Genomic DNA, 26365 nt, shown 5'->3' on the forward strand with positions numbered 1-26365 from the left:
GTTCGGCCCCGCGCGGCTGTTGATGTCCCGATTGCGCTACAGCTGATATGCTATGCCCGCCTCGATGCGAGCCTCATTTGCCGATCCTAAGTCCGCGTTGTTGCTGGACGAACGCTGACTATAACTAATCGCCCCCCTTAGGCTCATCCGCCGGGATACAGAATAGCGCGCGGCAGTGCCCATTCTGTATATGTTGTTTTTCCGTGAGCTATCCAGATAGCTTTGCCTCGAATATTCACCCGTGGCGGTAATGATGCAATTGCGAAGCAACTCATAGTCGACGCGCAGCCCGAACTCCGAATTCCAGTAGGGCGCCCGTGAACCGACCGTCGAATCCTCGATCGTGCGTTCGCTTGACAGGCCGATAGTAAGGCGGTCCGTGGGAAAAGCCTCAAGCTGGGCCTCTACGGAAAGTCCACGCACCGGTCGGTAGACGCTCGCGTCGTAATCGCGGATACTGTAGCCTAGGCCGATCGTGCCTCGGACACGCCCGGCGATATCGACATTGGTGCCAACGAGCAAGCGTGCCTCCTTCGAATTGGTTCTCGGGAGGCCAGATAGCGGATCGTGGTCATAGACCGTGCGGGCTCCGCCCAGCTGAGCGAACAGCGAGACGGAAGGAGACCGCGCATATTCCAGCTGGCCAGTCAGCCGGACGACGTGTCGGTTCCGGCTGCTTGCGTCAAATATGTCGCCCGTCAGCAGTGGTGCGTTGGAGTAGCTGAGGTTGGTGTAATCGAGTAACGCGAACGTGCGCAAGCGGCCCTGCGTGTAGGTGGTCTTAAGCGACGCGAAATTCCTCCGGTAATGGGACAGCGCCGCCACCGTCGAGGTGACCGCTCCCGAGAAGAGGTTTTCGGTCTGCCGGGAGGCCTTCGCGTCGGCCTCGATCGTGAGCGAATGGTACACGTCCAGCCGTCCGAACGCATCGAGGGACCACTGGTTCTCGTTGCGTCTGGACTCGCCAATGTAGTCGCGCTGCGTCGCCGTGGCCGTGATTCGCAGCAAGTGCCGCGACCATGAGGAAGCCAGTCTTGCAGAGCCTTGCACATACAGGAAGGGCGAGGCGATTTTGTCCTGCAATGTGTAGTAGGTGTTGCTCGTGCCGCCCGCCCCGGTTTCGATGCGCGGATAGAGCTTGAACCCGCCAAGGGGCACGCCAAGAGGGCTGTAGTCAGGTTGAGGCCGCTCGGTTACGCTGACGTTGCGGTCACGATTGAAGTCTTGGGGGATGGCGGGCTGAACGATCAGATCGCCATCGACCTGCGCCGAGGCCGGTACCACCACCACTACTATCCCGATCGGCGCGGCCAGTATCGTCCATAGCCGTGTCATGGCGCTCTCCTGCGACCCGTCGCCGTTGCGATCAGAAGTATCGCTCGCCAACGCGAATGGTATCGCCAGGATATACGAGCAATTCGGGGGTGAGGCGGTATCGAACTTCTTCCGTCTCGCCCTGTCGGCGGATCAGCACCACGTCGTGATCGGCTCGCGGGGTGAAGCCCTTGGCAGTGGCGATGGCATTCATCGCGGATAGCCCGACAGCATAGGGATAACTGCCCGGCGCCTCTACTTCTCCGAGAATGAAGAATGGGCGCAGGACGCTGACTTCTCCGCTTAGCTTAGGGTTGCGCAGCAAGCCATCGGCGTAACGGGCTTGCGCATCAGCGATAACCTCGCTCACCGTGCGTCCCGATGCCGGAACGGGTCCGATCAGCGGCAACGACACCGAGCCGTCCGCTGCCACTCCAAAATCGCCGGATAGCGTCGGTTCATTAAATACAATTACCTTAATCCGGTCACCTGTGGCCAGCCGGTATTCAGACACATCGGCGTTATTGGCAACGTAGCGGCTCCCGGAGGAGACGATCGGGCCCCTGCCCGTTTCGGCGCAAGCCGTAAGCAGCAGCAGCAGAGCAAACGAGAGCTTCAGTCGGTTATGCATAGACGAGAGTATGCCCCAGGTTGCAATCGGTAATGGCCATCTCGCATAATGGTAGGCTGGAAGCAATCTGTGATCGTGTCCCGGTATGATATCCTTCGATTTCACTCAGAAGGAACGAGCGCCCGCCAGCCTGGCATTGCCGACACGCCGCATTGGCGGCATCTAGCAAGCGCTGCGCTCCCGCCAGGCGACACCGTGCGTCCCGAACAAGGCCGCACAGCGATCGAGTTCGTCAGAGAACCAGCCACGAACAGCGTCACGCACCCCTGGCGAAGGGGTGAACGCCACACGAGCCTGCTTGCGGTTGCGGTCGGGTGCCAGTCCAGGAAGGCGCTTGCTCCAATCCGCCCCGATCATGTGGACGATTTGGCGCAGCGTCCTCTCGGGGTGGGTGACAATGTCGTCGAAATACAGGATGCCGAGCTTGTTCGCGCCGATAGCATCCCGCCATCGCTCGACGATACCGCTGAGAAAATGCTGCTTCTGCCGCTCGGGGTCATCGAAGAAGGCTCGTGCGACTTCGTAGGTGCCATAGTCGATGGTTCCGAACGTCTGCTTGCGTGCATGCATCGATAGTTCGGACCAGAAACGATCTATCGGATTTCGCGCCAGCAAAAAGACGCGGGCTTCCGCCAGCGCCGGCAGTGCTTGGGCGATCTCGGCCGCAGTCATCGACGCGTACATAGGGGAGATGTCGCCTGTCACTCGCGATCCGGCAGGGCCGAAAAGCGCGCGATAGCCATCGAGGTCGAACGCGGGATCGGCGGCCAGCTGTCGCGCGGTACGCAGGAAGGCGCGGTCGGCGGCGATGCCCGGGCCCTTGTTGCGGATGATCCGCTTCGTGATCTCCCAGCGCGTCCAGCGCATCGTCATATAAGGCTTGTCGGCATGTGCAGGAAAACCGCCGCTCAGGTAGCTGAGCTCCTGGATCGGCGGCAGCCAGATGTCGCGGTGGAACTTCAACTGATCGGCCAGCCAGGTGGTGGCAGACCGCTTGGGGCCGATACAGATAAAGTTCGGGCGATGCGCGTTCATGCTGGAGCTTGCTCGCGGCCGGCAAGCCCTAGCAGGCTGAAATGCCGCGCCAGCACGACCGTGCCACAGCGGCCGCGTGTCCCAGCACCACCAGCTTCGCCGCGCCGAGATCTGGCAGCTGCGTCTGTGAAGGTACATGGCCAAAAACGAGATCGACGTCGTGTCCCCCGCGCGGCAAGCGCGCGCGCAAAGCGGATCTGGGTCAGGGGCACCCCCGTGAACGAGAAGCGTGCAACGACGACGCAGATTTTCATTCCTGATCTCTACAAAATGTGGCGGCGTGCAAACCATGCACGGATTGTCTCCGTCCGCCGCTCAGTAAACTCGGCGAAGAAATAGGCAACAATATAGGCTGCCAAGATAAGAAGCGCTATGGCGAGATAGGCTGTCCCTCCTGCAGTTAGTCTTTGCCTGATCCATCCAAGTTTCTGTTCACATGCGACTACGAGAAGCATTACCGGCCAGTGCGTGGCATAAAGCGAATAAGAGAAGGCGGAGAGCCTGGCGCCCATTTCCGGGGCGATGCGCCAATCCTGAAAAGACCTGTCTGCGAGCAGGATCGCCGTCGCGATCGCCACGGCGGCATCCTTGCCCGCCATCTCGCCGCCGAAGCGCGAGAGCAGCAGCACAATGAGAAACAGCGCACCGGACAGTAGCGGGTGCCTCCATTTCGTTACCCGGGAGGCAGCTGCCCCAGCGAACCAGAATGCCATCATCCAGATCAGTTGGGGCTGCCGCCACGCACTGAGCCCAAGGAGCAAGAGCGCATAGACGATGATGCCCAAACTCAAAGCGGAACGGTCCCTGGCGGCGATGAAGACCAGGGCCGCCGCGATCACATAATAGGTCCACTCATAGGCCAGGGACCAGAGCGGGCCATTAAACGGAATGGTCGGAACCGCCATTTCGTTGAGCAGCAGTCCAGTCGCCGCCCACTCGATGGGCCGGGAAGCCTCGATGATGTTGGGCAGATCCGCGCTCCAACCGGCCGTCGAAAGAACGGGCGAGGCAGGAGCGACCATTGCGACGACCGCACTCAATGCCACCGCCGGCCAGAGAACCGCCCCGATGCGGGTCAGCCGATCGACAACGAAACGCGTTCGGCGCGCGCGCTCCGATCCTTCAAGGATCATCCGCAAGGCGCTTCCGCCAACCAAATGTCCGCTCAGCACGAAAAATATGATGACCGCCTGATGGCTGAAACCGGTCGCGAAGAATACCGCCTTGGCGAACAGGTCCGCGCGAGGATCATAATCCACCATCACCATGCCGCGAGCATGCTGGACAACGACGGCAAGCGCCGCGATCCATCGTAGATGATCGAGGCCTGGGCGCGTGGCTTTGCCCGAGATGGAGGCCTGCGTCGCTTGTATCATCTGCGTGCGCCTATCGCGGCAGTGACGCGCTCAAGATAGATGTCGATCACCCGCTGCTCGGCATAGTCGCGTTCGACGCGCGCGCGCGCCGCCTGGCCCATTGCATGGCGTTCAGCGGGAGTGAGGGCGATCATTCGGCGCATCGCCTCGGCAAGCGAGCTCACATCCTTCGCTCGGCAAAGCAGCCCGGCGACGCCGTCCTCGACCACGTCGCGGCATCCTGGGACGTCGGTGGTGATCATCGGCCGGGCGAGCGCGGAAGCTTCCAGGAGCACCCGCGATGTGCCTTCGCGATAGGATGGGAGGACAATCACGTCCGCGTCAGCCATCGGCATGCGGACATCTTCGACGTGCGGGTAATGGTCGACCACACCCTCACCCACCCATTCCTCGACCGTACGCGCGGGAATGGCGGTGCGGTTTGCCGCGCCAATTCCACCGAGCAGGCCGAAACACACGTCCGGATATTCGCGGCGCACGATTCGCGCCGCTTCCACATATTCGCCAATTCCCTTGTCCCACAGCATCCGTGCGACCAGCAGAAAACGGAGCGGTCGCGCCGGGTCGGCGGGCGGCGCGGCGGCGAAACGGGTCAGATCGATGCCCGAACCGGGGAGCAGTACCGCCTGCCTCGCGTGGACGAGTCCCAGCGCCTCGAACTGCAAGAGGTCGTCATTGTTCTGAAAGAAGACGGTATGGGCCCCTGCGAGGCCGACGCGATACAGGCCCCGGACAATGCGGTTCAGTGCTCCCTTGCGCATGAAACCGGTGCCCAGGCCCGATATGTTGTTGAGGGTCGGAATACCCAGACTTCGTGCTGCGATCGAACCATAGACGTTGGGCTTGATCGTGTAGCCGAGCATGGCCGAGGGCCGTTCCCGGCTCAGCACGCGCCGATAGCCGGCCAGCAGCGCAAGATCGCGCACCGGCGACAGTCCCGCACTATCCATCGGCAGTGCTACCAGGCGGATACCCGCGTTAGCCAGCGTGGGGCGTGCCGCAGTGTCTTCCGGCGTAACCGCCACGATCTCAAAGCCCTGCGCCATCAATGCGCGCAGAACGCCCATGCGAAAATTGACGAGGTTCCATGCCGCATTGACGGTGGCGACGATCTTCATCGGACCGCTTCACCCTGGCTGGCGGCGAGTCCCGCGCATGCCGCCAGAAACTCGTCCCGGTAGAGGGGGGAGTCGCGCCAGGTTCGCACCGACGCCTCGCGCATGTTACAAAATGCACTGACATCGGCCAGCACCTGCTCGACCCTGTGGCGCGCCTGCTCAGGATTGCTGAACCAGATTCCGTTGCGGCCATCCTCGACATACTTGCCAATCTCGCCGACGGGCGTCACGATCGGGATCAATCCCAGTTGCATTGCCTCCACCACGGCCATGCCCATGCCCTCAAACCGACTGGTCTGGACGAAGAACGTTGCGGCCGCCGCATGGCGCGCGATCTCGGCTTGGTCGGCGGGGCCCACAAACCGTACGGCATCCGTCAACGCGAGTTGCGCGACTTTCGCCTCGAGCATCGGTTGCTCGCCCCGATCGGGACCGATGATCGTGAAGCGTGCTTCCGCGCGGTGGGCATGAACGAGTGCGAAAAACTCCAGTGCCAAATCGATGCGCTTGCGTGGGTGCAGGCGCCCCCATGTGATGAACTGCGCGGCCGGCTGCTCGCTGGTGACCGGGCCAAGACGCGCGGTCAGGAAGGAAATCTGCCGCGCGCGAGAGGCCAGAGTGGGGCCGAGCCGCTGCGCGGCAGTAGAGGCCGAATCGGCCCAGATGGCATCGGAGACCCGCGCCGTCAGTTGCGTGAGCAGCGCATCCACACGGTTGGCATGACGGGTATTATGGAGAAAGATGACGAGCTGCGTGCGCGGGCGCAGCGCCTTTACGGCCAATCCCACGATGCACGACCGCCACAGCGACAGCACCAATGCGGCCGGCCGCAGGTGCAGCAGGTGCCCGATCGTGCGGGCGAAGGCCAATGGGTTGTTCTCCGGCCCGATGCCCGATTCGTAGACGTAAGGGCGCGGCTCTGGCTGGCGTTTGCTGGCAACATAGGCTTTGCGCAGGATGAAGCCGGGATAACGTCCGGCGGGGACGCTGGACGCCGCGGTTTCGACACCGCCAATGTCGTCATAAGGGATGACGTGGACGATTTGCGGTAGCGTCTGTTCATCCGCCATTGCGGCGGCAGAAGAACTGGAGGCGCCGCTGTCGGCGGGTCTGACGCGGCTCATCGTCGCGCCCTCAATAGCCGATGGAGAGGAATCGCCAGGCCGAGCTGTGCCGCCAACACCATCGCGGTACTGCCCCAGCGCTCGCCCGGAAGGGGATCGAGCTCAAGCAGAGCATCGCGAAACCGGCGGGCGGCGGCAACGTCACCGAGACGAAGGCTGGTGCGTAGGCGGCCCAGCAGGAAGCGACGGCGGTTCGCCGCGCTTCGCAGTTGATCGCGCGCGAAGGCGAGGCTTGCATCGACGTTGGAGCGCGCGCTCATCCGCGTGTTGCCCACAAGGCTGATTGTCGCGCCGGGTACGGGATCGAACCCGATCCGCTCACCGTTTCGCGAAGCGGCGAGAAGGAAACCCCAATCTTGATGCTTTGCCAGGCGCGCGTCGAAGGTGGTGCCGCGCAGCGCGGGCTTGTACACGGAGATCGTCGACGAGCGCGCGTCGCCGCCTCCCGCGAACAGATAGTCTTCAAAGTCCCTGTCGTCATAGGCGGCCATCGGGCCGTCCCACTCCCGTACGCCGTCGCTCAGCCGGAAGCGGCCAATGGCGACGCTTGCTTGCTGCGTAGCATGAAGCGCGCGGCGCCGGGCGACATGGCCAGGCAGAAAATAATCGTCCGAATCGAGGAACAACACCACATCGCCCGCCGCGCGTGCAAGTCCAAGGGCGCGCGAATGCGCCGCGTTGCTTCGCTCCAGCTTGCCGATCAGAGTGACACGCGGATCGAGGGCGACGATCGTCTGCAACGCCTCTGCGTCATCGGAGGCGTCATCCACAACAAGAATTTCGGCGGCGCAATCATCGATCGACGCAAGGGCGCGGAGCAGAGTGGAAGAACTGTTATAGGTCGGAATGACAACGGTCGCGGCCGGCGTGGCCGACCGCAACGGGCCGTCCTGGGTCGCGGAAGACCCCGTCATGCCTTCACTGTCCTCACGCCGTGCCCGCCAGCGTCACTGCCGATCATTTCCTCGAACGACCCCTCGGCAACGATCCGCCCGGCATCGATGCGGATGATCGTGGAGCAATGCCGCAGCGTGCTCAGCCGGTGGGCAACAATGATGATCGTCAGGTCCTGGTCGAGCCGCCGAATAGCCTCCATGACCGTGTCCTCGGTTGCCGCATCGAGTGCACTGGTCGCTTCGTCGAGTACCAGCAAAGGACGGGGTGCATAAAGCGCGCGCGCCAGCCCGATCCGCTGGCGCTGCCCGCCCGACAGGCGGACGCCCTGCTCACCGACGCGGGTCGCATAGCCTTCCGGAAGCGTCGCGATGAACTCGTCCGCGTGCGCAGCCTCGGCCGCCGCGCGCACCCGGACCATGTCGATGGCGCTGGCTTCCTGTCCGAAGGCAATATTGGCGGCCAAGGTGTCGTCGGACAGGAAGATCGCTTGCGGGACATGGTTGATATTGGCCTGCCAGCGAAAGCGGTCTTGCGCATTGGCAAGCGATATCCCGTCGACCGTCACCGTACCTTGCTGCGGCTGAAGCAAGCCCATCATCGTGTCGAGAATGGTGCTCTTGCCGCTGCCGGTGCGGCCCACCACGCCGACGCGCGCTCCTTTGGGGATGGCGAACGAGATATCGTGCAGCACCGGCCCCGCGGCGCCATAGGCGACGGAAACGCCGCGCAGTTCGATCGCCCGCGCGAAAGCGAGAGGCGGCGCATCTCGATGCGGGCGCTCCACCGGTTGATCCAGCACGTCGAGGACATTGGTAAGATTGGCGTAATTGGTCATCATCTGCGACCAGCCAAAATAGACCTGCTGGAGGAGCGGCATCAGCCGTTGCCCACCGACCGCGAGGGCACCCAGCACGGGTAACGCCGCCGTCAGTCCTCCGGGCTGTCGCGAAGCGACGGCCGCGAGCCCGGCAATCAGGATCATGCCGACGCCCTCGACCAGATAGCGCGGTGCGTTGGCAAGGAAGGTCGTCACCGATTGAGCGTTGCGAAAGGACTGGTCGAGGTGCGCGAACTTGCGCAGATAGAGCGGTTGCGCCCGCTCGATCAGCACGTTGCGGATAGATCCCATGCCTTCCTGAATTGCCTGGATGCGCCGCGTGACAAGGCCGGAGAGCCGATTGCTGTTGCGCTGGAGCACACGCCGCACGGTCAGTGAGATACCAACATAGACGCCGCCGAAGCTTACGATGGCCGCCGCCGCGAGTGCGGGATCGATGGCCGCGAGCGCGGCAATGATGAAGACCATTACGGTGAGCGAGATCAGTCCCTGCATGAGCGGCTGCAGGAACAAGTTGGTGATGTTGTTCACCTTCTGGATGCCCGCCTGCAATTCCGCGCTGTTATGGAGCGTGTGGTAGAGGTAGCTCTGGTGCAGCAGGTGGTCGTAGAGGCTCATGCCGAGGTCGTGGCCAACGGCGAAAACGAAGCGCTGCGAGGCACGCAGCAACAGCAACCGAAGGACCATGGATATGATCGCGGCGGCGACGAACAGCATCGTCGCGGCGAACAGAAGACGATCGGACGGCAGGCCCAGCCAGGCGACGATACGACCAAACAGGGGATAGCGCTGAACGCGCTCGGGCGCGGCAAGCAGCGTCAGGAACGGCAGCAATGCGCCGATGCTTGCCATCTCTGCGAAGGCGCCCACGAGCATGAACAGCCAGATACGCGCCGCTTGGCGCCGCCGCTGGACGGACAGATGGGCGAACAGGCGGCGCACTGCGGTCGATACGCGGTGCGCCTTGGCGTCATGCAGACTGGCCTTTGCAACCGGCGTCAGCGGCACGAGCGTGCTCGGCAATGGGTCGCGGCCGGTCATGCTCGGTCTTGCTCCTGCTGCGGGATTGTCAGGCCCGGCATCACCACTCGGGTTGCAGCGAAGGTTGCTATCGAGCGCATCAGTAGGATTTGTCCGGACCGCCGCACTCGAGGCATATGCCATTTTCAAACAAGTAGAAGCGATAGGGCAACCACGCGGCGGCATGATCGCTATAGTTGATGAAGATGAAGAACACGACGAGGTAGAGGAGGAGGATGCCGAGGGCGAAAAGCTGGCGCTGCTGATTCGAGCGCGCCAGGGCATCGGGCGCGCGTGCGTAGACGAAACATTGGACGGGCAGCAAATACAGACCGAGCCGGTCGACCACGGTCGACGACGAGTAAAGGAGCGTCGCCGGCACGCTGGCCACCGCCGCCGCACTGAGCGCCATCCACGCGAGGCGGGAGCTCCCTTCCAATTTGAACTGTTTGCGAAAGACAAGGAAAATCGCGCCTGGTAGCGCGGCCATCAAGGCACGGACCAACGCGCCGGACGAACTGGCATCCACGTCGACATAGCTGGAAACGAGGACATCCGCGCGTGAACCGATCAGCGTGCGAAACCCGATGATGGTCACTGCGGCTATAAGCGCGATGACAAGCAGACGGTTGCGGCGGCTCACAACCGCACCGAGCGGAACCATCCCCAGTGCGGTGGCATGAAACAGTGCCCCGATCGCCACCCAAAGCGTGTATCGTCCGATTTTCTCGCGACCCAGCGCCAACAGCCCCATCAGGATGAACGATATGGCGATACCCTGGCGAATATATCCCATGCCGCAGACCACGACCAGGTAAGGGTACGCCACCGTCATGCAAAGCCACGGCCGTGGCTGGGCAAGGCAGAAGAACAGCAATGCCACCGCCATGACGATACCGCTGAACATGGTGATGACGACTATCCCGGTAGTGAACTGGGAGGCGATGATCGAGAGCAGGGTGAAGCCGAGGTCCTTGGAGGTTACCGCGGCATTGTCGACAGTCAGCCAGTAGAATGGCTCGAGGTTGAGATAGTAATTGCCCCAGTCCCCGCCGGTTTTCCAACGCCCCCCAATGAACAGCGCCAGCGCGATCGTATACAGGATCCACACGAAGTTGACGCGCGGGTTCACCTTCTCGACGCCTTGCTCAAGCAGTGCCATGAAGGCGGCGAAACCGAGAAAAATCCAATATATCAGCACTGAGCTTGCCACCCGATCAGCATGAGGACAGACCACAAGGCGGCGGTCCAATCATGGGTGCCGCGCAGGTGTTGCTGCCAACGAAGCTGCACTGCCGCACTATCCAGACCCTCTATTCCCGCCAATGATGACGGTGCAAGCTGCGTCTCGGCCCAGTCGCGCAGCGGTCCGCGCAACCACCGGTCCAGCGGCACGCCAAACCCCGCCTTGGGACGATCGATCAGGGCGGGAGGAACATGGCGGTAGAGCACCTGGCGCAACAGCCACTTGCCTTGGCCCCCGCGAATTTTCAGCGCAAGCGGTGTCTGCCATGCGCAGGCGACAACGTCGCGATCGAGCATCGGCGCGCGCACTTCCAGCCCTACCGCCATCGAGGCACGATCGACCTTGGTCAGAATATCGTCAGGCAGATAGGACATCATGTCCCAGTACATCATCTGCTCCTCGCGGGCGATCCCGGGAAGCGCTTCGTGTGTCGCGGACATGGATAGCCGTGCGTCATGGCGAATAGGAATTCCAGAGTGCCATTCCTCTGTAAAGGCGGCATAAATCTCCTGCAACTCGCCGCCCGACCGCATGGCGCGCGCAACTTTATGCGCCTTGTTGCCCAGCATGGCGACCGGCGCCATAAACGGAAGCGTGCCCATGCGGTCCCACAGGCTTGCCGGCACGCCCCCGATCAGCCGCCCGAGGTTGCGGCGTCCGCCAGCAGGCAACAGCGACAGGCGGTCGAAAATCCGACTGGTCATCGTGTAGCGATTATAGCCGCCGAACAGCTCGTCTCCACCATCGCCCGACAGGGCGACGGTCACGTCGCGGCGGGTTTCCCGGCTCAGGATATGCGTCGCGACCTGCGATGAATCGGCGAACGGCTCGTCGTAGATGGTCGGCAGCTTTGCGATGACGTCCATCACACAGGTCGGCGTCATGTAGTGTTCGTGGTGCTCGGTGCCGAGATGGCGCGCAATGGCCGCGGCATGCGGGGCCTCGTCATACGCGGGATCATGGAAGCCAATGGTGAAAGTCCGCGCTCGCCCGCCTGTTGCGCGCTGCATGAGGGCGACAATCAGCGAACTGTCCACGCCGCCTGACAGGAAGGCGCCGATCGGCACGTCGGACATGGTCTGCTGCAGGATCGCCGTAGTGAGCGTCGCTTCCAGCGAGGCGATGGCGCTATCGGGATCGTGCTCGGGTGCTTGCATGCCCGTGCGCGCGGCCGCCGCCAATGACCAGTAGCGCGCGCAGGTAATTCCGGGTGCGTCCGACGGCACGGCCGGTGGCCGGGAGGGGGGCTGGTCGATCGTGCGCGCATCAAGCGTCACGATCGACCCGGGCATCACCTTGAAAATACCGCGGTAGATCGAAAAAGGCGCCGGGACGCAATTGAAGCGAAGATAGAGAGCCGTAACGTCGGGATCGATGTGCGCCAAGAATCCCGGCACCGCCCTGAACGGTGCCAGGCTGGAGCCGAACAGGATTTTATCGCCGTTCCAGCCATAGAAGAGCGGCTTCTCTCCGATGCGGTCACGAGCGAGGCTCAGTTGCCGCTTTTCGCGATCCCATAGGCCCAGTGCGAACATGCCATTGCAGCGCTTGAGAGCCTCGGCCAACCCCCAATGGGCGATCGCTTCCATCAGCGTTTCCGTATCCGAATGGCCGCGCCACTCGATCGCGCCGTCCATCTCGAGCGCGCGCCGCACTCCGGCATGATTGTATATCTCGCCATTGTAGGTGAGAACGTAGCGGCCACAGCGGGAATGATAGGGCTGGTGGCCCGCTTCCGACAGGTCGACGATCGAGAGCCGGCGGTGGCCAAGACCGATGCCTGCCTCAGGATCGATCCACGCGCCCTCGTCGTCGGGGCCCCGGTGCGCCAGCGCCCTGGCCATCGCGCGAACGGTTGCCTCGGACACAAGGCCGGTGGTGAGTACCCCCGCAATGCCGCACATCAGGCATTGATCTCCAGGTCGCTTAGCGCATTGAGCGAGATGAGTTCGCGCGCCGTGGCGACCGGCAAAGCCTCCACCCGAAGCCCTTCGGCGGCGAGGCGCCCCACCACCTGCAGGAAGCCATGCTCGCCCTGCGCGCGGTCGTGCTCGGCTGCCGAACGGCGCAGGGCGCCAAGGACAGGTGCCGTCTGGAAGACGAACAGACCGATGTCACGCTCGCCAGGCCCTGGCTCGGTTCCCGTCACGCGGGTTTCGTCGAGGGCGATGACCGCCCCGCCCTCCCCCCGCGATACGACCGTATAGGCCCGCTCGACGTGGCGCGAGGGAAAGGTCAGTGCGGCGCCCGTCCGCAGATGATGCGCGAGCGTTGCCGTGAGCGTTTCATCCGACAGATAAGGAATGTCACCCCATACCAGCACGACTGTTTCCGCATCGCACGCCGCCGGCGATTGTTCGAACATCAACACAGCATCGCCCATGCCCGTCGGCATTGCCTGTTCGACCAGGTGTGCGGCCGTGCCGTTCTCTGTGAGGAAGTGCGCCACGGCGACGCGACCTGCCGGGGAGACCACAATCGTCGGATGAGGATCGGCCAGGCCGGTTACGTCCAGGATGCGGCCCAGAATCGGCCTGCCATCGACCGGATGGAGCGTTTTGGGATAAGGCAGTCTGGTGCGTGTTCCCGCGCCGGCGGCAGCGATCAGCACACGAAGATCAGCCATCAAAATCGGCCCCCACCTGCCCGCGCAAGCCGCGCATCACCGCGCGCGGAACAAGCCGCCGCTGCCGGCCCATCAGGATAAGCGCCAGCGTCGACCAGCCATTGCGAGCACCGTAACGGGTTAGACCGATGGCAAGCGTAAGGAGATTACGCAGCAGCACCTTATCAAAATATCGCTCGTTTAGAACTAGTGTATTTTTTAGATAATAGTAAAGTTTAGTCGGGGTCAGCGGCCGTCGCGTGACATCTGGATGGTAATGCCGAGCAGCAAGCACCGATCGCACCTCGCCGATTTGCCGCAGGCGAAAGAAATAGTCGACTTCATCGCCGAACATGAAATAGCGGGTGTCAACGGTTCCTGCCGCTTCGATGGCCGGCCGGGCGATCAACGCGCCGTTGAAGAAATGGGCGAACGGATAGCTGCCATCCGCCGCCAGCTTGCTGAGTTCTGCCAGCGTCTCCAATTTGCGGCGGCGTCCCAGCACGATCGGCAGTCCCCTGCTGTTGAGCAAGGGAACAGGGAACACGAAATGGCTCGGCATGTCCTCGCGCAGCACGACGGAGGAAACGCAAGCGATGCCCGGAGCCAACGCTTGCTCGAGGGCCGCAAGGGCTGTTGCATCGGGAAAGCCATCGTCGTCCATCAACCACACCGCCTCGAAGCCGCCTTCGAGGCACGCGGTGATGGCGCGATTCCAACCTCCGGCCGATCCGAGATTGGCCTGGTCGATGTGCGCAATGCCTTTGCTATCGAGCATGGCCACGGTGCCATCGGTGCTGGCGTTGTTGATAACCACGATCCCATCGGGCGGGCGCGTCTGCCCAGTGATATGATCGATGCAGCGCTCCAGCAGCGCGCATCGGTTGTGGGTGACAACTGCGGCCAAGATTCTCATGCGGCCGCTCTCGCCAGCACGGCATGAAGATCTGCCCAATTCACGCCACCTTGGCCGATGCGGATCGCATCCAGCCCGGCAGCGCGCGCGGCGGCAAGGCCGGCCTCGCTGTCTTCGAACACCAGCGCATCGGTTGCGGCGATCCCAGCCCGATCGAGTACCGCAAGGAAGCCATCGGGCGCGGGCTTGCCGCGCGTCACGTCGTCGGCCGTGATAATCGGGTCGAAACACCCCGCGAACCCCAGCACCGCCAGCGTCCTCTCCACGGTCGCACGGGCGCCCGAGGTGCACAGCGCAAGCCGGTGCGTGGACGAGGCATATCTCACGAACGCGCCGGCACCGGCGATCTCGCGTACCGCTGCAAGGCCGGCGCTGGCGGCGTCACGCTTCGCGGCAACAAGCGCGGCCACCGTAGCATCGTCGGCCTGCTGTCCCGCGCGCGTCAACAGTCTGCGCACCGCATCGCCAGTGGCCAGGCCCGCAACCGTCGCATAATCGACGGGCACTCCCCGCGGCTCCAGTACCGCAGCAAAAGCGGCGGCATGGACTGGCGAGGTTTCCGCCAACGTGCCGTCGAGGTCGAAGATAAATAGTTGGCGCCGCTTCAGAAACGCCTCAGTGCCATGCATTGGGTCGTGCCTCGTCATGGCGCTCGAGCTGTGCCAGGATCAGCCGCACGATCGCGTCGCCATCGTGCTTGCCCGGAGCCGTGCGCGATTCGAGATCAGCAACGACGCGCTCCACCGGCAGATCGGTGAAATTTTCCGCGTCGTCGTCCACGTAGGTCTCGTCGGGCTTGATCCGGCTCGAGTTGATGAGTGCGATGTGAATGAGATCTTCCGTAACAATACGTCGCTCCTCGCCTAGCCGCAAGAACCGGAGCGCGCCGCCGACGAAGTCGGAGGTGCGATAGCGCGGCGTTTCATAATCCGCGCCGATGTTGGTCACGAACACTTTGAGTGCGCCTGCATTGGCAGCGATGCCCGCCGCCAGCCCCCGCGACATGTAGGTGGGATAAAGAGAGCTATGCTGTGTTCCGGCAGAATAGATGATTGCATCCGCCTGATCGATCGCGAGGCGCGCACCGGCAGACAGCCGCACAGGGGTATGGCGTTGGGCCAGAAAACGCGCGCGGTCATCGGGTTCGAGCCGCCCGAGCGCATCGGTATCGACAGGGCGTTCCAGCAGGAATAGCCGCGCGATGCGATCGTTCGATCGTAGCTCCACGATGTCCGCTTCGCTCGTGAGGATCACACCATCCTCCCGTTCAGCCGCCAGCCACCGGTTGTCACAGCTGTTGGGCAGTACAACCCCGCGCAGGCGAAACAGACGATCGACCGCAGACACCGTGGCCTCCATGTCCCGGGCGTGAGCAAGGAAGGCGCCGGCATATAGGCAATTCATCAAGGCGCAGTCGGCAAACACGAACGGGCGCCCCATCATCGTCTCGGCCAGCGGCAACGCGTCAAGAAACACGGCGGTCCAAATGCGCAGCACTTGCGAGATACGAAGCGGCAGTGGACCGACGCCGTTCAGCGCTTCACCCCCGTCGCGGAAACGCGCGAGCATCGCCAGCGCGGTCTCGTTGCTGGTGTCCATGGCGAAGCGGTGGTCAAACAGCGTGCGTGTCGCCGCGAACGCTTCGTCATGGCGCAGCATGAGCGCTTGCACCTTGCGCAGATCCGACGGGCCCAGCATGCCGAAGAAGCGCCGGATCTCGCCGGTCGACTTGCCGTCGTCATAAGCATTGACGATCGAAGTCAGCCGCACTCCCGGCACATCAAGCAATGCCGGGATAAGTGTTGCCGCCCCGCGTCCCCCATTCAACACAACAACGTTCAGCATTCACCCGCCCCGAGTGCCTCGTAGACTGAGGCATAGGCACCTATGCCAGCTTCGAGACTGAACGCCAGCGCGGATTTACGGATTTGTGCGGATGTCTTCATTCGGGCCAGCACCTGCTCGAGACCGGCGCGCATGGTTGCCGGAGCCAGATCGGCAAGCGCCAGCGAGCCGTTGACGGCAGGGGAGAGCAGCGCGTCGAGATCGCCAACCCCATTGTTCGCGATCACCGGCACGCCGCAGGCAAGCGTCTCCCCAAGTTTGGTGGGCGAGCAGCCGAGCTTCGACAGGTCGGCACGGAACACCACCGACAGGTCGGCGGCGGCAATGAAACCCGGCACTTCCTTTCGCTGCGCGTTGGCGACGCGCAGCGTATCCTGCGGAATACCGGCGGCCGCAGCCGCCTGTTCCACCAAGTCGCTGTCGTTGTTGACCATCAGCAGGAAGACGGCGTTCGAACGCAACCCCCTCAGTTCCTTGAACAAGCGCATCATGTCGTCGAGCAGATAGTCGGGGCCGAGGCTACCGAGATAGAGAAGCACGGTTGCGTCTGCAGGGATATTCAGCCGTGCGCGCGCGGCAGTGCCCGCATCGGCGTCAAGACGAAACAGGTCGAAGTCCGCGCAACAGGGGATCACCGACCAGCTGGCCCGCTGCTCCGGATAGAGCCGGCGCAGATGCTCCCCGCCGCGCGCGGTGATGCAATTGACATGATCCGCTCCCAGGATGAAGCCTCGTTCGCGCCGCTTTATCCAGCGATAGACCGGGACGAATCTCCCTTTCGCGATCCCGCTATCCGCCCAGAAGTCGCGAAAGTCGAACAGCACCCTGGCGCCGGTCCATCGCTTTACCGCGAGCGCGACCGGCATGGGCGGGTGGCTGCGGCAATGGACCAGAGCAATGCGTTCCCGCCGCGCGATCCGCAGCGCCGCATGCATCATCGCGAGCAGATCGCGGACCGTTCCCACCAGCGGTTTGTGGTAGCGGATCGTCGTCCAGCGCACCCCGGCAGCCGCGAAGCGTGCGCGATAGTCGGCGGCGATTGCCTCCGTTCCCGCCTTCTCCGCGCTGAGCAGGTGGATATCATAACCGCGCCCGGCGAGCCCCAATACGTAAGGCGCCACCTGGCTCTGCCCGATATGATCGGCGATGCCGTCTTGGCTGATGAAAAGAACGGTCATGCCGCCGGCGCCGCGTAGTCCGATGACGCGGGCAGCAGAAAGCCCCTCATAACGGGCTCCCTAGTAGCAGCGCACGATACCGGCGCGCGATCGGCGCCGGCGCGAACGCGGCTGCGCGCGAACGCGCCGCGGCGGGATCATCGGGCGCCGCCAGCGCCGATATGATGGCCTCGGCCATTGCGGCAGCGTCGCCCACCGGCACCAACCTGCCGAGGCCTGCAAGAATTTCCGCCGGCCCGTTCGGGCAGTCGGTGGAAACCACGGTCAGCCCATGCCCCAGCGCCTCGGCCACGACGTTGGCAAACCCTTCGTAATCGGACGAAAGCACAAACAGGTCGGCAGAATTGTACCAGGCTCCTGGATCGGCCGTATATCCGGGCAGCAGCAGCCGATCCGCAATCCCCAGTGCCTCGGCCGTCCGTTCGATCGTTTCGTGCTCGCCGCCCTCGCCGACGATCGCGAGGCGGTCTTCCGGCCGTGCCATGCGGGCAAAGGCATCAAGCAGGAGGCGGTGGTTCTTCTGCGGCTTGAGCCTGCCTACGGTCAGGATGCGCCGGCCGGTGCCACCCCAGTCGGGCGCATTACCGGGCATTGCTGGCGCTGGTGGTGGGATCGGGTTGTGGATCGCCTTCACGGCCTCTTCCGGCAGCCCGCACAGCCGCGCCAAGTCCACGGCCGCGCCGACCGATACCGCCACGCATGCCGCCGCCCGCGGGTGACTCCAGCGCAGGATCGGTCGCAACAGCGCGCGCGCGGCTACCGGCCACCGCCACGCCTCGACCGATAGCGTGTTGTGCTCAACCACCATGGCGCGCGTCCAGCGCCGCGCCGCCCACACCGCGATGCTGGTCAGCGGCCATATGGAGGCAAGAAGCCCATCGGGCCGCTCACGCCTGCAATAGGCCGAAAGCGGGCCGGCCGCATTGCGCAGCCGGTTCGCGCCCAGCACCACCAGTCGAACGCCGGCGGGCACTGCGTCCACAAGTGCCCCTTCGCGGCGCAGCACCAGCAAGTCGACCGAATCTCCCATCGCAAGGAATTCGGCGGCGAGCGTCAGCGTCACGCGCTCGGCGCCTCCAGCCTCGAGGTTCGGCAACAGCAGGGCAATCTTGGCCACTCAGCTTTCCTGGCGCCGGACGAGATAATCGTGCCGGTCGAACCGCTGCACCGCAAAGCCGGCGCGCGAGACGACCACGACAACCTGGCTCACGGGTGGACCCGGCGAAACGGGCGCGCCGGAACCCCGACCGCCATCATTCCGGGCGGGATCGCCCGGGTGACTACGGCATTGGCGCCCACCACCGCGCCGTCACCGATCGTCGCGCCCTTAAGCACGGTAACCTTGACGCCCAGCCACACGTTTCGGCCGAGCCGCACCGGCGCCGTCACGAACCCTTGCAACCGGTAAGGAACCGCAGGATCGGTTGTCCTGTGGTCGTGGTCGCGGATCGCGACATATTGGGCGATCAACGTATCGTCGCCAATTTCAACCGCAGCCTTGGCATGAAGGGTGGTGCCGATCCCGAGGTGGCAACCGGCGCCGATGCGTATCGTGCCGCCCTCTGCCAGGATCGTGGCCCGCGCGGCGATCTCTGTTCCTCGCCCGATCACGATGCTGCCGCCATCGCTCGCACCGACGCGTGCAGTGGGATCGATCGTGACACCGGGCTCACACTGAATCTCGGGATGAGCCATGAGGATGAGCCGGCGGTGCAACCACGCGCGCCAACGCCATAGTGTGAAGCGCTGGCGGCGGATCCCGCCGGCGACTAACCAATTCCATCTCCGCCTGATACTTGATGCCCCCACGACCCGGCATTTAGCGCAAATCAGGGCCAGGTCCAAGCGGCGGTGAACGCAATCCTGGCCGCTCAGCTTTCCTGACGCCGGGCGAGGTAATTGTGCCGGTCAAGCTGCCGCACCGCAAAGCCGGCGCGCGAGACGGCGGCGACGATGGCGCCGGCATCATCAAGCTGTTCGAAAATGATTGCGTCGGTGCGTGCAAGCGTTGCTCGCGCGCCTGCCAGCGCATCGAGCTCGGCACCCTCGATATCAAGCTTCAGCAACGCGATCCGGCCCACCCCCGACAGCACCTCGTCGAGTGTGCGTGTCGTCATGGAAAGCGTCTCCGGCCGATCAAGCGTGTGCGCCAGGGCCAGCGTCGCTTGTCCACCCTTCGCTGGGTCGATCGCAGCCGTAACGGTGAGGCCCGGGCTGGCGGCGAGCGCGGCCTCCACGATATCCGCCGTCAAGCCATTGCGCGCCAGGTTGGCGCGCAAGCGCACCGCCGTGCGCGGCATCATCTCGATCGCGATCAGATGACCGCCAGGGCCGATCAGTCGCGCGGCGAATACGCTGAACGCGCCGATATTGGCGCCTGCGTCGACCACGGTATCCCCGGGGCGAAGCAGCGCCCTTGCCGCCGCGTAGACTGCTGCTTCGCGCCGGGGCAGCACCAGGTACAGCTCATCACAGCGCGCATGGACGCGGAAGCGGCCGAGTGCTGGAACCCGCACATCGATGTCGCGGAGCAGGACCGGATTGCGCCAGCGGTAGAAGCGGCCCCAGGCGGTTATCGGCGCGGCCAGCGCCGAGCGTCGCAGCCAGCGCTGATCGAACAGGGCCTCGCCCTCGATCTCGCGCAGAATGATGCCCCAGATCTTGATGCGCTCAATGTAGTTGAGCGTGCCTCGGCCCGCCCGTCGAACAGGCGCAGGCAGTCGCCGGGCACGCCTGGACGCCAGCTTCATGGCCGCCGCTGGGGGCACGGGCGCGCGGCATGTCCGGGCGGCGAACACCCTCTCCCATCCCTGCCTGGCTGATGTACCCCCACGACACGATGCCTAGCGCAAATCAGGTCCGCGTCCAAGCGGCGGTGCACGAAGATGGCGCGAGCGCATGGAAACCACGCCGAACAGACCGGCGGCGCCCAGAAGCGACGGCTCGATGCCGAGCGTCCGACGGGCGAACCGGTTCAGCATTCCGCCGCGAACAAGTGTCGCGACGAGGGCCGATGCCGCCACCCCGACGGCGCCGAACCATGGAACGAGCAGCACCCCGGCCACCACGGCCGCTGCCACCGATGCCGTAAAGGCTCTGGCTACCACGCGTTCGTGCCCCGTCATGCTCAGCAGGATGACGCCCGGTCCGAACATGGCGATGAGCAACTGGTTGCAACTGAGCACCAGCAACGGCCAGTAGGCACCGGCGAAAGCTGTTCCGAAGGCGAAGGGCAGCGCCCACTGTCCCGCGATCGCGATGGCCAGCGTCGCCGCGCCGACCGAGACCGTCATGAAGACCGTCGATCCCGCCACGATCCGGGCCAGTCGATGCGGTTCGTCGGCGGCATGGGCGCCGGCCAGGAAAGGCGCCACCACGATGTTCTGCAACGAAATCGGCACCGACACGGCGACCGAACAGGCCATCGCGACGCGCAGCAGCCCGGCGTCGGCAGTGCTGGCCGCGTAACTGGTCACAAGCACGCCGTAATTGCCCTCCAGCGTCCGCATCGCTTCCATGAGCATCATTGGCAGCGCTGCGGCAGTCCAGGCACGCACGCGTGGCGCGGCCCGCCTGGCAAGGAGGGGGATGCGCCGCCAAAACAGCGTGAAACCGATCAACGCGATCGCCGCGGCCGCCAGAGTCTGCGCGCCGAGCGCCGCCGGTATTCCAAGCGGTTGCGACCCGGCGAGGAGAAGGGCGGCAAACGCAAGTGGCCGCACGAGCACATCGAGCAGCTGACTGGTCACCACGCGTTCCTGCCCGCGCAGCAATCCGGTTGTCAGAGACGAAAGCGCTAGCGCAGGTAGCAATATCGCCGCGGTCGCGAGCGGTTGCATAAGCGCTGGCGCCAGCGGCAATACCTCGATGGCGAGACGCAGAGCGATGCCGATAAGAACAGAGGCGGCTGCGACCATCGCAGCAAACCACCAGGCTAGCGCCGCCGCATCGTCCGCGCGGTTGCGCGCGCGTGCCGCCGAAACCTCACGCGTGGCCAGGAGCGGCAAACCGAGTTGCGCCGGGACGGCAAGCAGGGTCGCAACCGCGACGGCCGTGCCGTAAATACCGTATCCTTCGGGCCCGAGCCGCCGCGCCAGGATCACGCCGACGAGGAAAGTCGCCAAGGTGCCCGCTATCCAAATCACACCGCTCGACATGGTCGCGACCGCGAGGCGGCGACCGAGTTCAGAACGGGTCAGCATGCGAAGAGGATTCATCACGCCGCCGCCTTTCAGGCTTCGTTCGGGGCATCGCAACTGGCTGGTGACGCCACGACAGGAGCGATAATCACCGCGCGCGCTGGTACATGGTCAGCTGCCAGGCACCAGTGCGACACCGGTGATTTGCGCTTCGATTTCGCTGAACATCTCGCCAGGCGTTGCCATCAGACGAACCCGCAACATCTCGCAGCCTGGCGTAACCTGCACCGGTGTCGATAGCCTGCGTAGCTGCGTATCGAGTGGATCAAGCGGCAAGGTAGCGATGACATTCCCGCTGACGCAGCGCAGCTCCATGCTCAGCCGGCCGCCGGTCGCACCTTGGGAGCGGCGCCGCGCGGCGAGTTGGAACTGGTAGGCGCCGGGTGATGCATAGACATATTGTTCCGCCAATACGCCGCCAGTCGAGCCGAAGTACCGGACATCAAGCGCCGTCGTCTGCGGCAAGTCGCTTGCCTCTACTGTGCGCGCAGTGCCGATGTTGCCTTGCTGAAGTGTCCAATTGAATGGCTGGGCGCCGGGCCAGCCACCGAAATTGCCATCATAGACACCTTGCGCGCGCGTACGATAGCTTTCCGGAAGCAGTTGCCGCCATGCCTGAAAGGCGCGCGCGCCTTGACCAGCTTTTATCAATGCGTAGAACACCGCGCGTTGCTCGTCCATGGCCGCTGTCCGGTCGAGATTGTCCGGCCGAACCGACAGCAGTGCAAGCAGGGTATTGGGCGATGCGTTGTTCACCGCCGTTTGGAAGAAGGCGGTGGACCAGAACGGTCCTGTCGCGAGCTTCTTCGCCAGCGCCGCTTGTCCGTCGGCATCATTGGCGATCGCACCCAACACCGTCATGACGGCAGTGATTGCCTCCGGCTCCAAACGGATCGCGGGACCGACCTCGTCGAGCGCGAGCGTGTACTGCCCGGAGCGCACGAAATGGTCGAACAGCCAGAAGCGGACGAGTGAGGAGCGTGGGTTACGGTCCCGCGCGGCGATCATAAGCCGCTCGGCGCGGTCGAGATCGCCCGCGGCCGCCACGTCAAGTCCAGCCAGTGCCAGCGGATCGGACAGCATGGGCGCCCGCGCAAGCGCCGAACGATAGAGCACGCGCGTGGCATCATCGATTTCGCCGCTGGCACTGGCAACCCGGCGGCTCGCGAGCACTGCGAGGCTCTGGCCATTGGCGGGCCAGAACTGGACAGCCAATTGCGGCGCGTCATTTTGAAAGCTGGCTTGCGCCGCGGCGCGAACCGCAATCCAGCCAAACACCAAGGCCCCGCTCAACAGCGCTATCCGGGCGCCATTGCTCGGAACATATCGACCACCCTCGATCATGCAACGCTATCGATATCGAGTTGCCGAATCTCGGTGTTTTCGCCGTAGCGCTGCCGCTGATGTCTACCGTAGCCGTAGCCGTAGCCGTAACCATAGCCGGCGCCATAACCGTAGCCGTAGCCGCCGTTCTTTGGATTGTATTTCGTCAAGATCGTGCCGATGACCTGCCCATTGGCCGCCAGCAGCCGCCGCAACGAGCTCAGCACCGCCGGGCGGCGGACCGCGCCGGCTTCCACCACCAGAATCGTGGCATCGCAAATTGCCGACAGGATTGGCACGTCGGCAAACCCCAGGATCGGCGGCGAATCAATCACAACGACATCGAAGTGTTCGACAAGCTCCATGAGAATTGTGTCGATGCGATTGGTCGCGAGCAACTGCGCCGGATTCAAAGGGACGGGGCCGCTCGGCAGAAGCGACAGGTTGGGAATGGAGGTCGCTGCCACGTGATCCTTCGCGCTGCCGGGCGACACGAGGAGCGTCGCCAGCCCGATCTCGTCGGGCTGGTTGGTCTTGAATGACGGCTTGCGCATGTCTGCGTCGACCAAGAGGACCCTGGAGCCCGTGCGAGCCAGGTTCTGAGCCAGCGCAAGCGCGGAGGACGACTTGCCTTCACTCGGCCGGGTGCTTGTCACCAGCACCGTCCGTGGGAAGCTGTTGTTGGACACGAACTGGATCGAACTCATGATCGTGTAGTAGGCTTCGCTGATCTCCGATCGCTGTTCCTTCAAGGCGTCCACGAACGAGGTGCCCTTGTCGCCCTTGGGGACCACGCCCAGCAATGGCACCCTGAGCTTGTTGATCACATCGTCCGGCGTCTTGAGCGTGTCATCGATGAATTCGATGGCGAACGCCAAGCCCAATCCCAGCACGAGACCCGCAAGCAGCCCGATCGCCAGGTTCTCATAAACGTTGGGTATGAATGGCGCGCTTGGCGGCGTCGCGTTGTCGACGATCGAGGCCTGGCTTTCACCCACCCCACCGGTAGTGCTGACCTCCTTCAGGCGCTGCAGCAATGCATCGTACATCGAGCGGTTCGTGTCTAAATCCCGCTGAAGGATATTATACTGAATCCCGCGGTTGCGCAGCTCGAGCACGTTCGAGCGGTAAGCATTAACCTGCGCTTGAAGCTGCTGTTCCCGGCCTCGCGCGGCGAGATAGGCTGCACGCAGCGCATTGCTCTGCGACGACCGGAGTTTGCCGGTCCCGGTGGCAATGCTCCTGTTGATCGATTCCATCCGTTGGCGCAGCGCGACCATTTCCGGATAGTCAGGACGAAATGTCCCGAGCTTCTGCTGATAATCCGCCTGCACCCCGGCAAGTTGGGCGCGCAGCCCCTGGATGGCGGGCGAATCTTCCGCGGAGGTGCTGGCTGCCGATGCCCCTTCCCGATACGCTTGCTCGGCGGCAATCCGGTCGCCGATGGCTGCGGAAAGTGCGTCGTTAAGAGACACGAGGGATTGTGCCGACAACGAATCCTGCGCGGTGCTGCCGCCGCCAGCGCTGCCACCGTCCTTGCCAGTCGTGACACTGGTGCTGCCAAGAGACAGGATGTTGTTGGCGCGCGCATAAGCCACCAGCGCGCGCTCGCTCACCTCCAGCTTCGTGCGTGTGGCGTCCAACCGGCTCTGCAAGAACTGCCGCGCGAAGGCCGTCGCATTGTAGCGTCGCTCCAGCGACGAGTCGATAAAGCCTTGCGCAAAGGCGTTGACGACCCGCGCCGATCGTCCCGCGTCGGGATCCTTATAGCCAATCATGATTAGGTTGCTACCGCGCAGCGGTGTCACCTCAAGGTGCCCCATCAGCTTGGCAATGGCCGCACCTTCGCGGTCAGCACGATTGGGATACCCCTTCACGAAGGACTCGTCGTCGGCAAGACTGAGGCCTCGCATCACCCGTTCCGCGAGCGTCCGGCTGCTCAGCAATCCAATTTGCGTCGCCAGAAACTGGGGTTCGTTGCGCGCCACCGGCTGCAGGTCCGTTTGCTGCTGCATCAGCTGCATCGGCTCTGTATTGATCTCCAACGTCGAGGTGGCCCGGTACACGGGCGTGGTCGAAATGGTGACGATGATCGAGACGGCAACGCCAGCGATCAGGACTCCAAGGATCAGCCACCGCCATTTCATCAGGATCCGCCAAACTTCATTGACGTCGAACTGATTTGGCGACTTCTGCGTGTCGAGCGGGTGGGCAAGCGCGGTGGTTCCCGCACTCACCAAGGAGCGACGCGACCCTTCCGGGCGTTCTGGCGGCGATGGCGCGGTGATTTCATTCATGGCGTTCGTCGATCCAGCAGATGATGATTTGTTTCGTCAGTGACCGGTCCTGCTCACGCGGCCCGGTTCCTACGCATTTTGCCGAGGATATCATGCGGCGGGGCACAGGGCACGCTCCGTATTCATCAGTCCGCCAACGCGATTTCGATCGTGCGCGCGCCTCCGTGGCGGCGGCGCCTGCGCGTCGACTGCCACACCGGCATCTCTAGCGATTCCGGGGCAACCATCAAAGCGGCAGCGAAAGCACCGACCGCGGCCATCGCCGCCGTGCGAGATGGATAATCCACCAAGCTATGCGCCAGCAGGATGCCCACGCCGATGCAGCCCGCGCGCGCCAGCACCTCGCCCTCCCCGCGCCGCCACAAGCGCCGCGCCTGAGCGAACCAAAACATAATGGCCGCGCCGAGCAGTGCGACGCCAGGCAGCCCGTGCTCCAGGGCAATCTCGACATACTCGTCATGGGCGTGATTCATGTACTCGTTCGAGGCCTTGTTCGCGTCTTCGTAGAGCGGATAGATGAGCCTGAACGTGCCCCCACCTGAGCCGAACGGAAGATAGTCCAGTGCAGCGGCGGCCGTGGTGCGGATTGACAGGTTGCGCATATGCGGATCGATGCCGCTCAGCTTATCGCCTAGATCGTTGACCTTAATCGGTGCTACGACTGCGGCTATGCAGCACACTAGGCCAACAACCGCGCCCACCTGCAGCAGCGTGCGCGGAATGGCGCCATGTTCGCCGCGCACGAACACCGCCACCGCAGCGAAGAACGCTGGTGGCAGCAGCAGCCAGCCAGCTGCGGAACTGACGATCACCACCCCGAGTGCGATCAATAGGGCGACGCATCCGGTTATCATGAGCCGCCCGACTTTTGCATGGTCATGCTTGGATCCGCGCTTGGGGCTGACCGCAAGAGCGCCGACGAAAGGAAGAGTGACCAACAACAGCGTGGCAAGATGATTGCGGTTGGCAAAGAAGCCCACCACGCCGCCACGGTTCGTCACTTCGTATATGTAATATGCCGAATCCGGGCCCTGCATCTTTTGGAAGATGCCGAGGAAAATGGAAACGACCGCTCCGACCACTAGGACATACACACAATAGAGCCGTCCATATCCCGAAGAAGCATAGATCAGCAGCAGCATGGCAACCGGCGGTACTAACGCCATCAAGGCTCCAAGCGTTCCATCTGGCGACAAGGAAATGGGAAGCCATGGCATCCCCCCGCCCACCAAGTCGAACCCGTCCGCAACTAGGCCGCGACCCGGAAGCAACTTCCATAGGAAAGGTGGCAGCGGTACGAGTTCAAATATCAGGAGTGCCCCCGCCGCCGCGAATAGCACGATCAGGGTTCGGGCTGGGCGCGACAATTCCGGTAGCGCACCCGAAAGCACGACCGTAAGGAT

22 protein-coding genes are annotated in these 26365 nt (G+C 63.7%); all 22 read right to left on the reverse strand.

Going from position 1 to position 26365, the window contains the following annotated elements:
- Window positions 1-36: 36 nt before the first annotated feature.
- The 22 genes from BM052_RS12495 to BM052_RS12600 all read right to left on the reverse strand — a co-directional run bounded on the left by BM052_RS12495 (window position 37) and on the right by BM052_RS12600 (window position 26104).
- Window positions 37-1386, reverse strand: coding sequence for an outer membrane beta-barrel protein (locus BM052_RS12495; protein WP_091147348.1), 1350 nt, complete (start codon window positions 1384-1386; stop codon window positions 37-39).
- Window positions 1367-1945: a polysaccharide biosynthesis/export family protein gene (locus tag BM052_RS12500; protein ID WP_091147351.1), complete on the reverse strand. Its 579-nt coding sequence runs from the start codon at window positions 1943-1945 to the stop codon at window positions 1367-1369. Before BM052_RS12500 ends, BM052_RS12495 begins: the two co-directional genes overlap by 20 nt.
- Before the next feature lie 162 nt (window positions 1946-2107).
- The gene (locus BM052_RS12505; RefSeq protein WP_177198456.1) at window positions 2108-2980 is read right to left on the reverse strand and encodes a sulfotransferase; all 873 of its coding nucleotides are present in this window, start codon (window positions 2978-2980) and stop codon (window positions 2108-2110) included.
- Between the two features lie 263 nt (window positions 2981-3243).
- Window positions 3244-4356, reverse strand: coding sequence for an acyltransferase family protein (locus tag BM052_RS12510; RefSeq protein WP_091147355.1), 1113 nt, complete (start codon window positions 4354-4356; stop codon window positions 3244-3246).
- A complete protein-coding gene (locus BM052_RS12515; protein WP_091147357.1) occupies window positions 4353-5474 on the reverse strand; it encodes a glycosyltransferase family 4 protein in 1122 nt (373 codons plus the stop codon). The genes BM052_RS12510 and BM052_RS12515 overlap by 4 nt, the downstream gene beginning before the upstream one ends.
- A complete protein-coding gene (locus BM052_RS12520) occupies window positions 5471-6598 on the reverse strand; it encodes a glycosyltransferase family 4 protein (protein WP_143084833.1) in 1128 nt (375 codons plus the stop codon). The genes BM052_RS12515 and BM052_RS12520 overlap by 4 nt, the downstream gene beginning before the upstream one ends.
- Window positions 6595-7512: a glycosyltransferase family 2 protein gene (locus BM052_RS12525; RefSeq protein ID WP_091147360.1), complete on the reverse strand. Its 918-nt coding sequence runs from the start codon at window positions 7510-7512 to the stop codon at window positions 6595-6597. Before BM052_RS12525 ends, BM052_RS12520 begins: the two co-directional genes overlap by 4 nt.
- Complete coding sequence (locus BM052_RS12530; protein WP_177198457.1) at window positions 7509-9374, reverse strand: ABC transporter ATP-binding protein; 1866 nt, start codon at window positions 9372-9374, stop codon at window positions 7509-7511. Before BM052_RS12530 ends, BM052_RS12525 begins: the two co-directional genes overlap by 4 nt.
- Window positions 9375-9453: 79 nt before the next feature.
- A complete protein-coding gene (locus BM052_RS12535) occupies window positions 9454-10515 on the reverse strand; it encodes an EpsG family protein (protein ID WP_143084834.1) in 1062 nt (353 codons plus the stop codon).
- A gap of 32 nt (window positions 10516-10547) precedes the next feature.
- Complete coding sequence (gene asnB, locus BM052_RS12540; RefSeq protein ID WP_091147367.1) at window positions 10548-12503, reverse strand: asparagine synthase (glutamine-hydrolyzing); 1956 nt, start codon at window positions 12501-12503, stop codon at window positions 10548-10550.
- Window positions 12503-13210: an NTP transferase domain-containing protein gene (locus BM052_RS12545; protein ID WP_177198458.1), complete on the reverse strand. Its 708-nt coding sequence runs from the start codon at window positions 13208-13210 to the stop codon at window positions 12503-12505. The genes asnB and BM052_RS12545 overlap by 1 nt, the downstream gene beginning before the upstream one ends.
- Window positions 13211-13217: 7 nt before the next feature.
- The gene (locus BM052_RS12550) at window positions 13218-14120 is read right to left on the reverse strand and encodes a glycosyltransferase (protein WP_091147371.1); all 903 of its coding nucleotides are present in this window, start codon (window positions 14118-14120) and stop codon (window positions 13218-13220) included.
- Entirely contained in the window at window positions 14117-14749 is a 633-nt protein-coding gene (locus tag BM052_RS12555) for an HAD family hydrolase (RefSeq protein WP_218151551.1), read from the reverse strand. Before BM052_RS12555 ends, BM052_RS12550 begins: the two co-directional genes overlap by 4 nt.
- Complete coding sequence (locus tag BM052_RS12560; RefSeq protein ID WP_091147375.1) at window positions 14736-15965, reverse strand: 2-phospho-L-lactate transferase CofD family protein; 1230 nt, start codon at window positions 15963-15965, stop codon at window positions 14736-14738. Before BM052_RS12560 ends, BM052_RS12555 begins: the two co-directional genes overlap by 14 nt.
- Window positions 15959-17071 (reverse strand): glycosyltransferase, encoded by a 1113-nt coding sequence (locus BM052_RS12565; RefSeq protein WP_177198459.1) that lies wholly within the window; start codon window positions 17069-17071, stop codon window positions 15959-15961. Before BM052_RS12565 ends, BM052_RS12560 begins: the two co-directional genes overlap by 7 nt.
- 118 nt (window positions 17072-17189) lie before the next feature.
- Window positions 17190-18260 carry a glycosyltransferase gene (locus BM052_RS12570; protein WP_218151552.1) on the reverse strand — a complete coding sequence of 357 codons (1071 nt, stop codon included), beginning with the start codon at window positions 18258-18260 and terminating at the stop codon, window positions 17190-17192.
- Window positions 18261-18349: 89 nt separating this feature from the next.
- Window positions 18350-18838: an acyltransferase gene (locus BM052_RS12575; RefSeq protein WP_091147379.1), complete on the reverse strand. Its 489-nt coding sequence runs from the start codon at window positions 18836-18838 to the stop codon at window positions 18350-18352.
- Window positions 18839-19014: 176 nt separating this feature from the next.
- Window positions 19015-19893: an FkbM family methyltransferase gene (locus BM052_RS12580; protein ID WP_091147382.1), complete on the reverse strand. Its 879-nt coding sequence runs from the start codon at window positions 19891-19893 to the stop codon at window positions 19015-19017.
- A gap of 93 nt (window positions 19894-19986) precedes the next feature.
- A complete protein-coding gene (locus BM052_RS12585) occupies window positions 19987-21345 on the reverse strand; it encodes a lipopolysaccharide biosynthesis protein (RefSeq protein WP_177198460.1) in 1359 nt (452 codons plus the stop codon).
- Between the two features lie 108 nt (window positions 21346-21453).
- A complete protein-coding gene (locus tag BM052_RS12590; RefSeq protein ID WP_091147388.1) occupies window positions 21454-22686 on the reverse strand; it encodes a tetratricopeptide repeat protein in 1233 nt (410 codons plus the stop codon).
- Complete coding sequence (locus BM052_RS12595) at window positions 22683-24962, reverse strand: GumC family protein (RefSeq protein ID WP_091147389.1); 2280 nt, start codon at window positions 24960-24962, stop codon at window positions 22683-22685. The genes BM052_RS12590 and BM052_RS12595 overlap by 4 nt, the downstream gene beginning before the upstream one ends.
- Before the next feature lie 125 nt (window positions 24963-25087).
- Window positions 25088-26104 carry an O-antigen ligase family protein gene (locus BM052_RS12600; RefSeq protein WP_177198461.1) on the reverse strand — a complete coding sequence of 339 codons (1017 nt, stop codon included), beginning with the start codon at window positions 26102-26104 and terminating at the stop codon, window positions 25088-25090.
- Window positions 26105-26365 lie beyond the last annotated feature (261 nt).

This window comes from Novosphingobium sp. CF614, from assembly GCF_900113255.1.
Lineage (GTDB): Bacteria > Pseudomonadota > Alphaproteobacteria > Sphingomonadales > Sphingomonadaceae > Novosphingobium.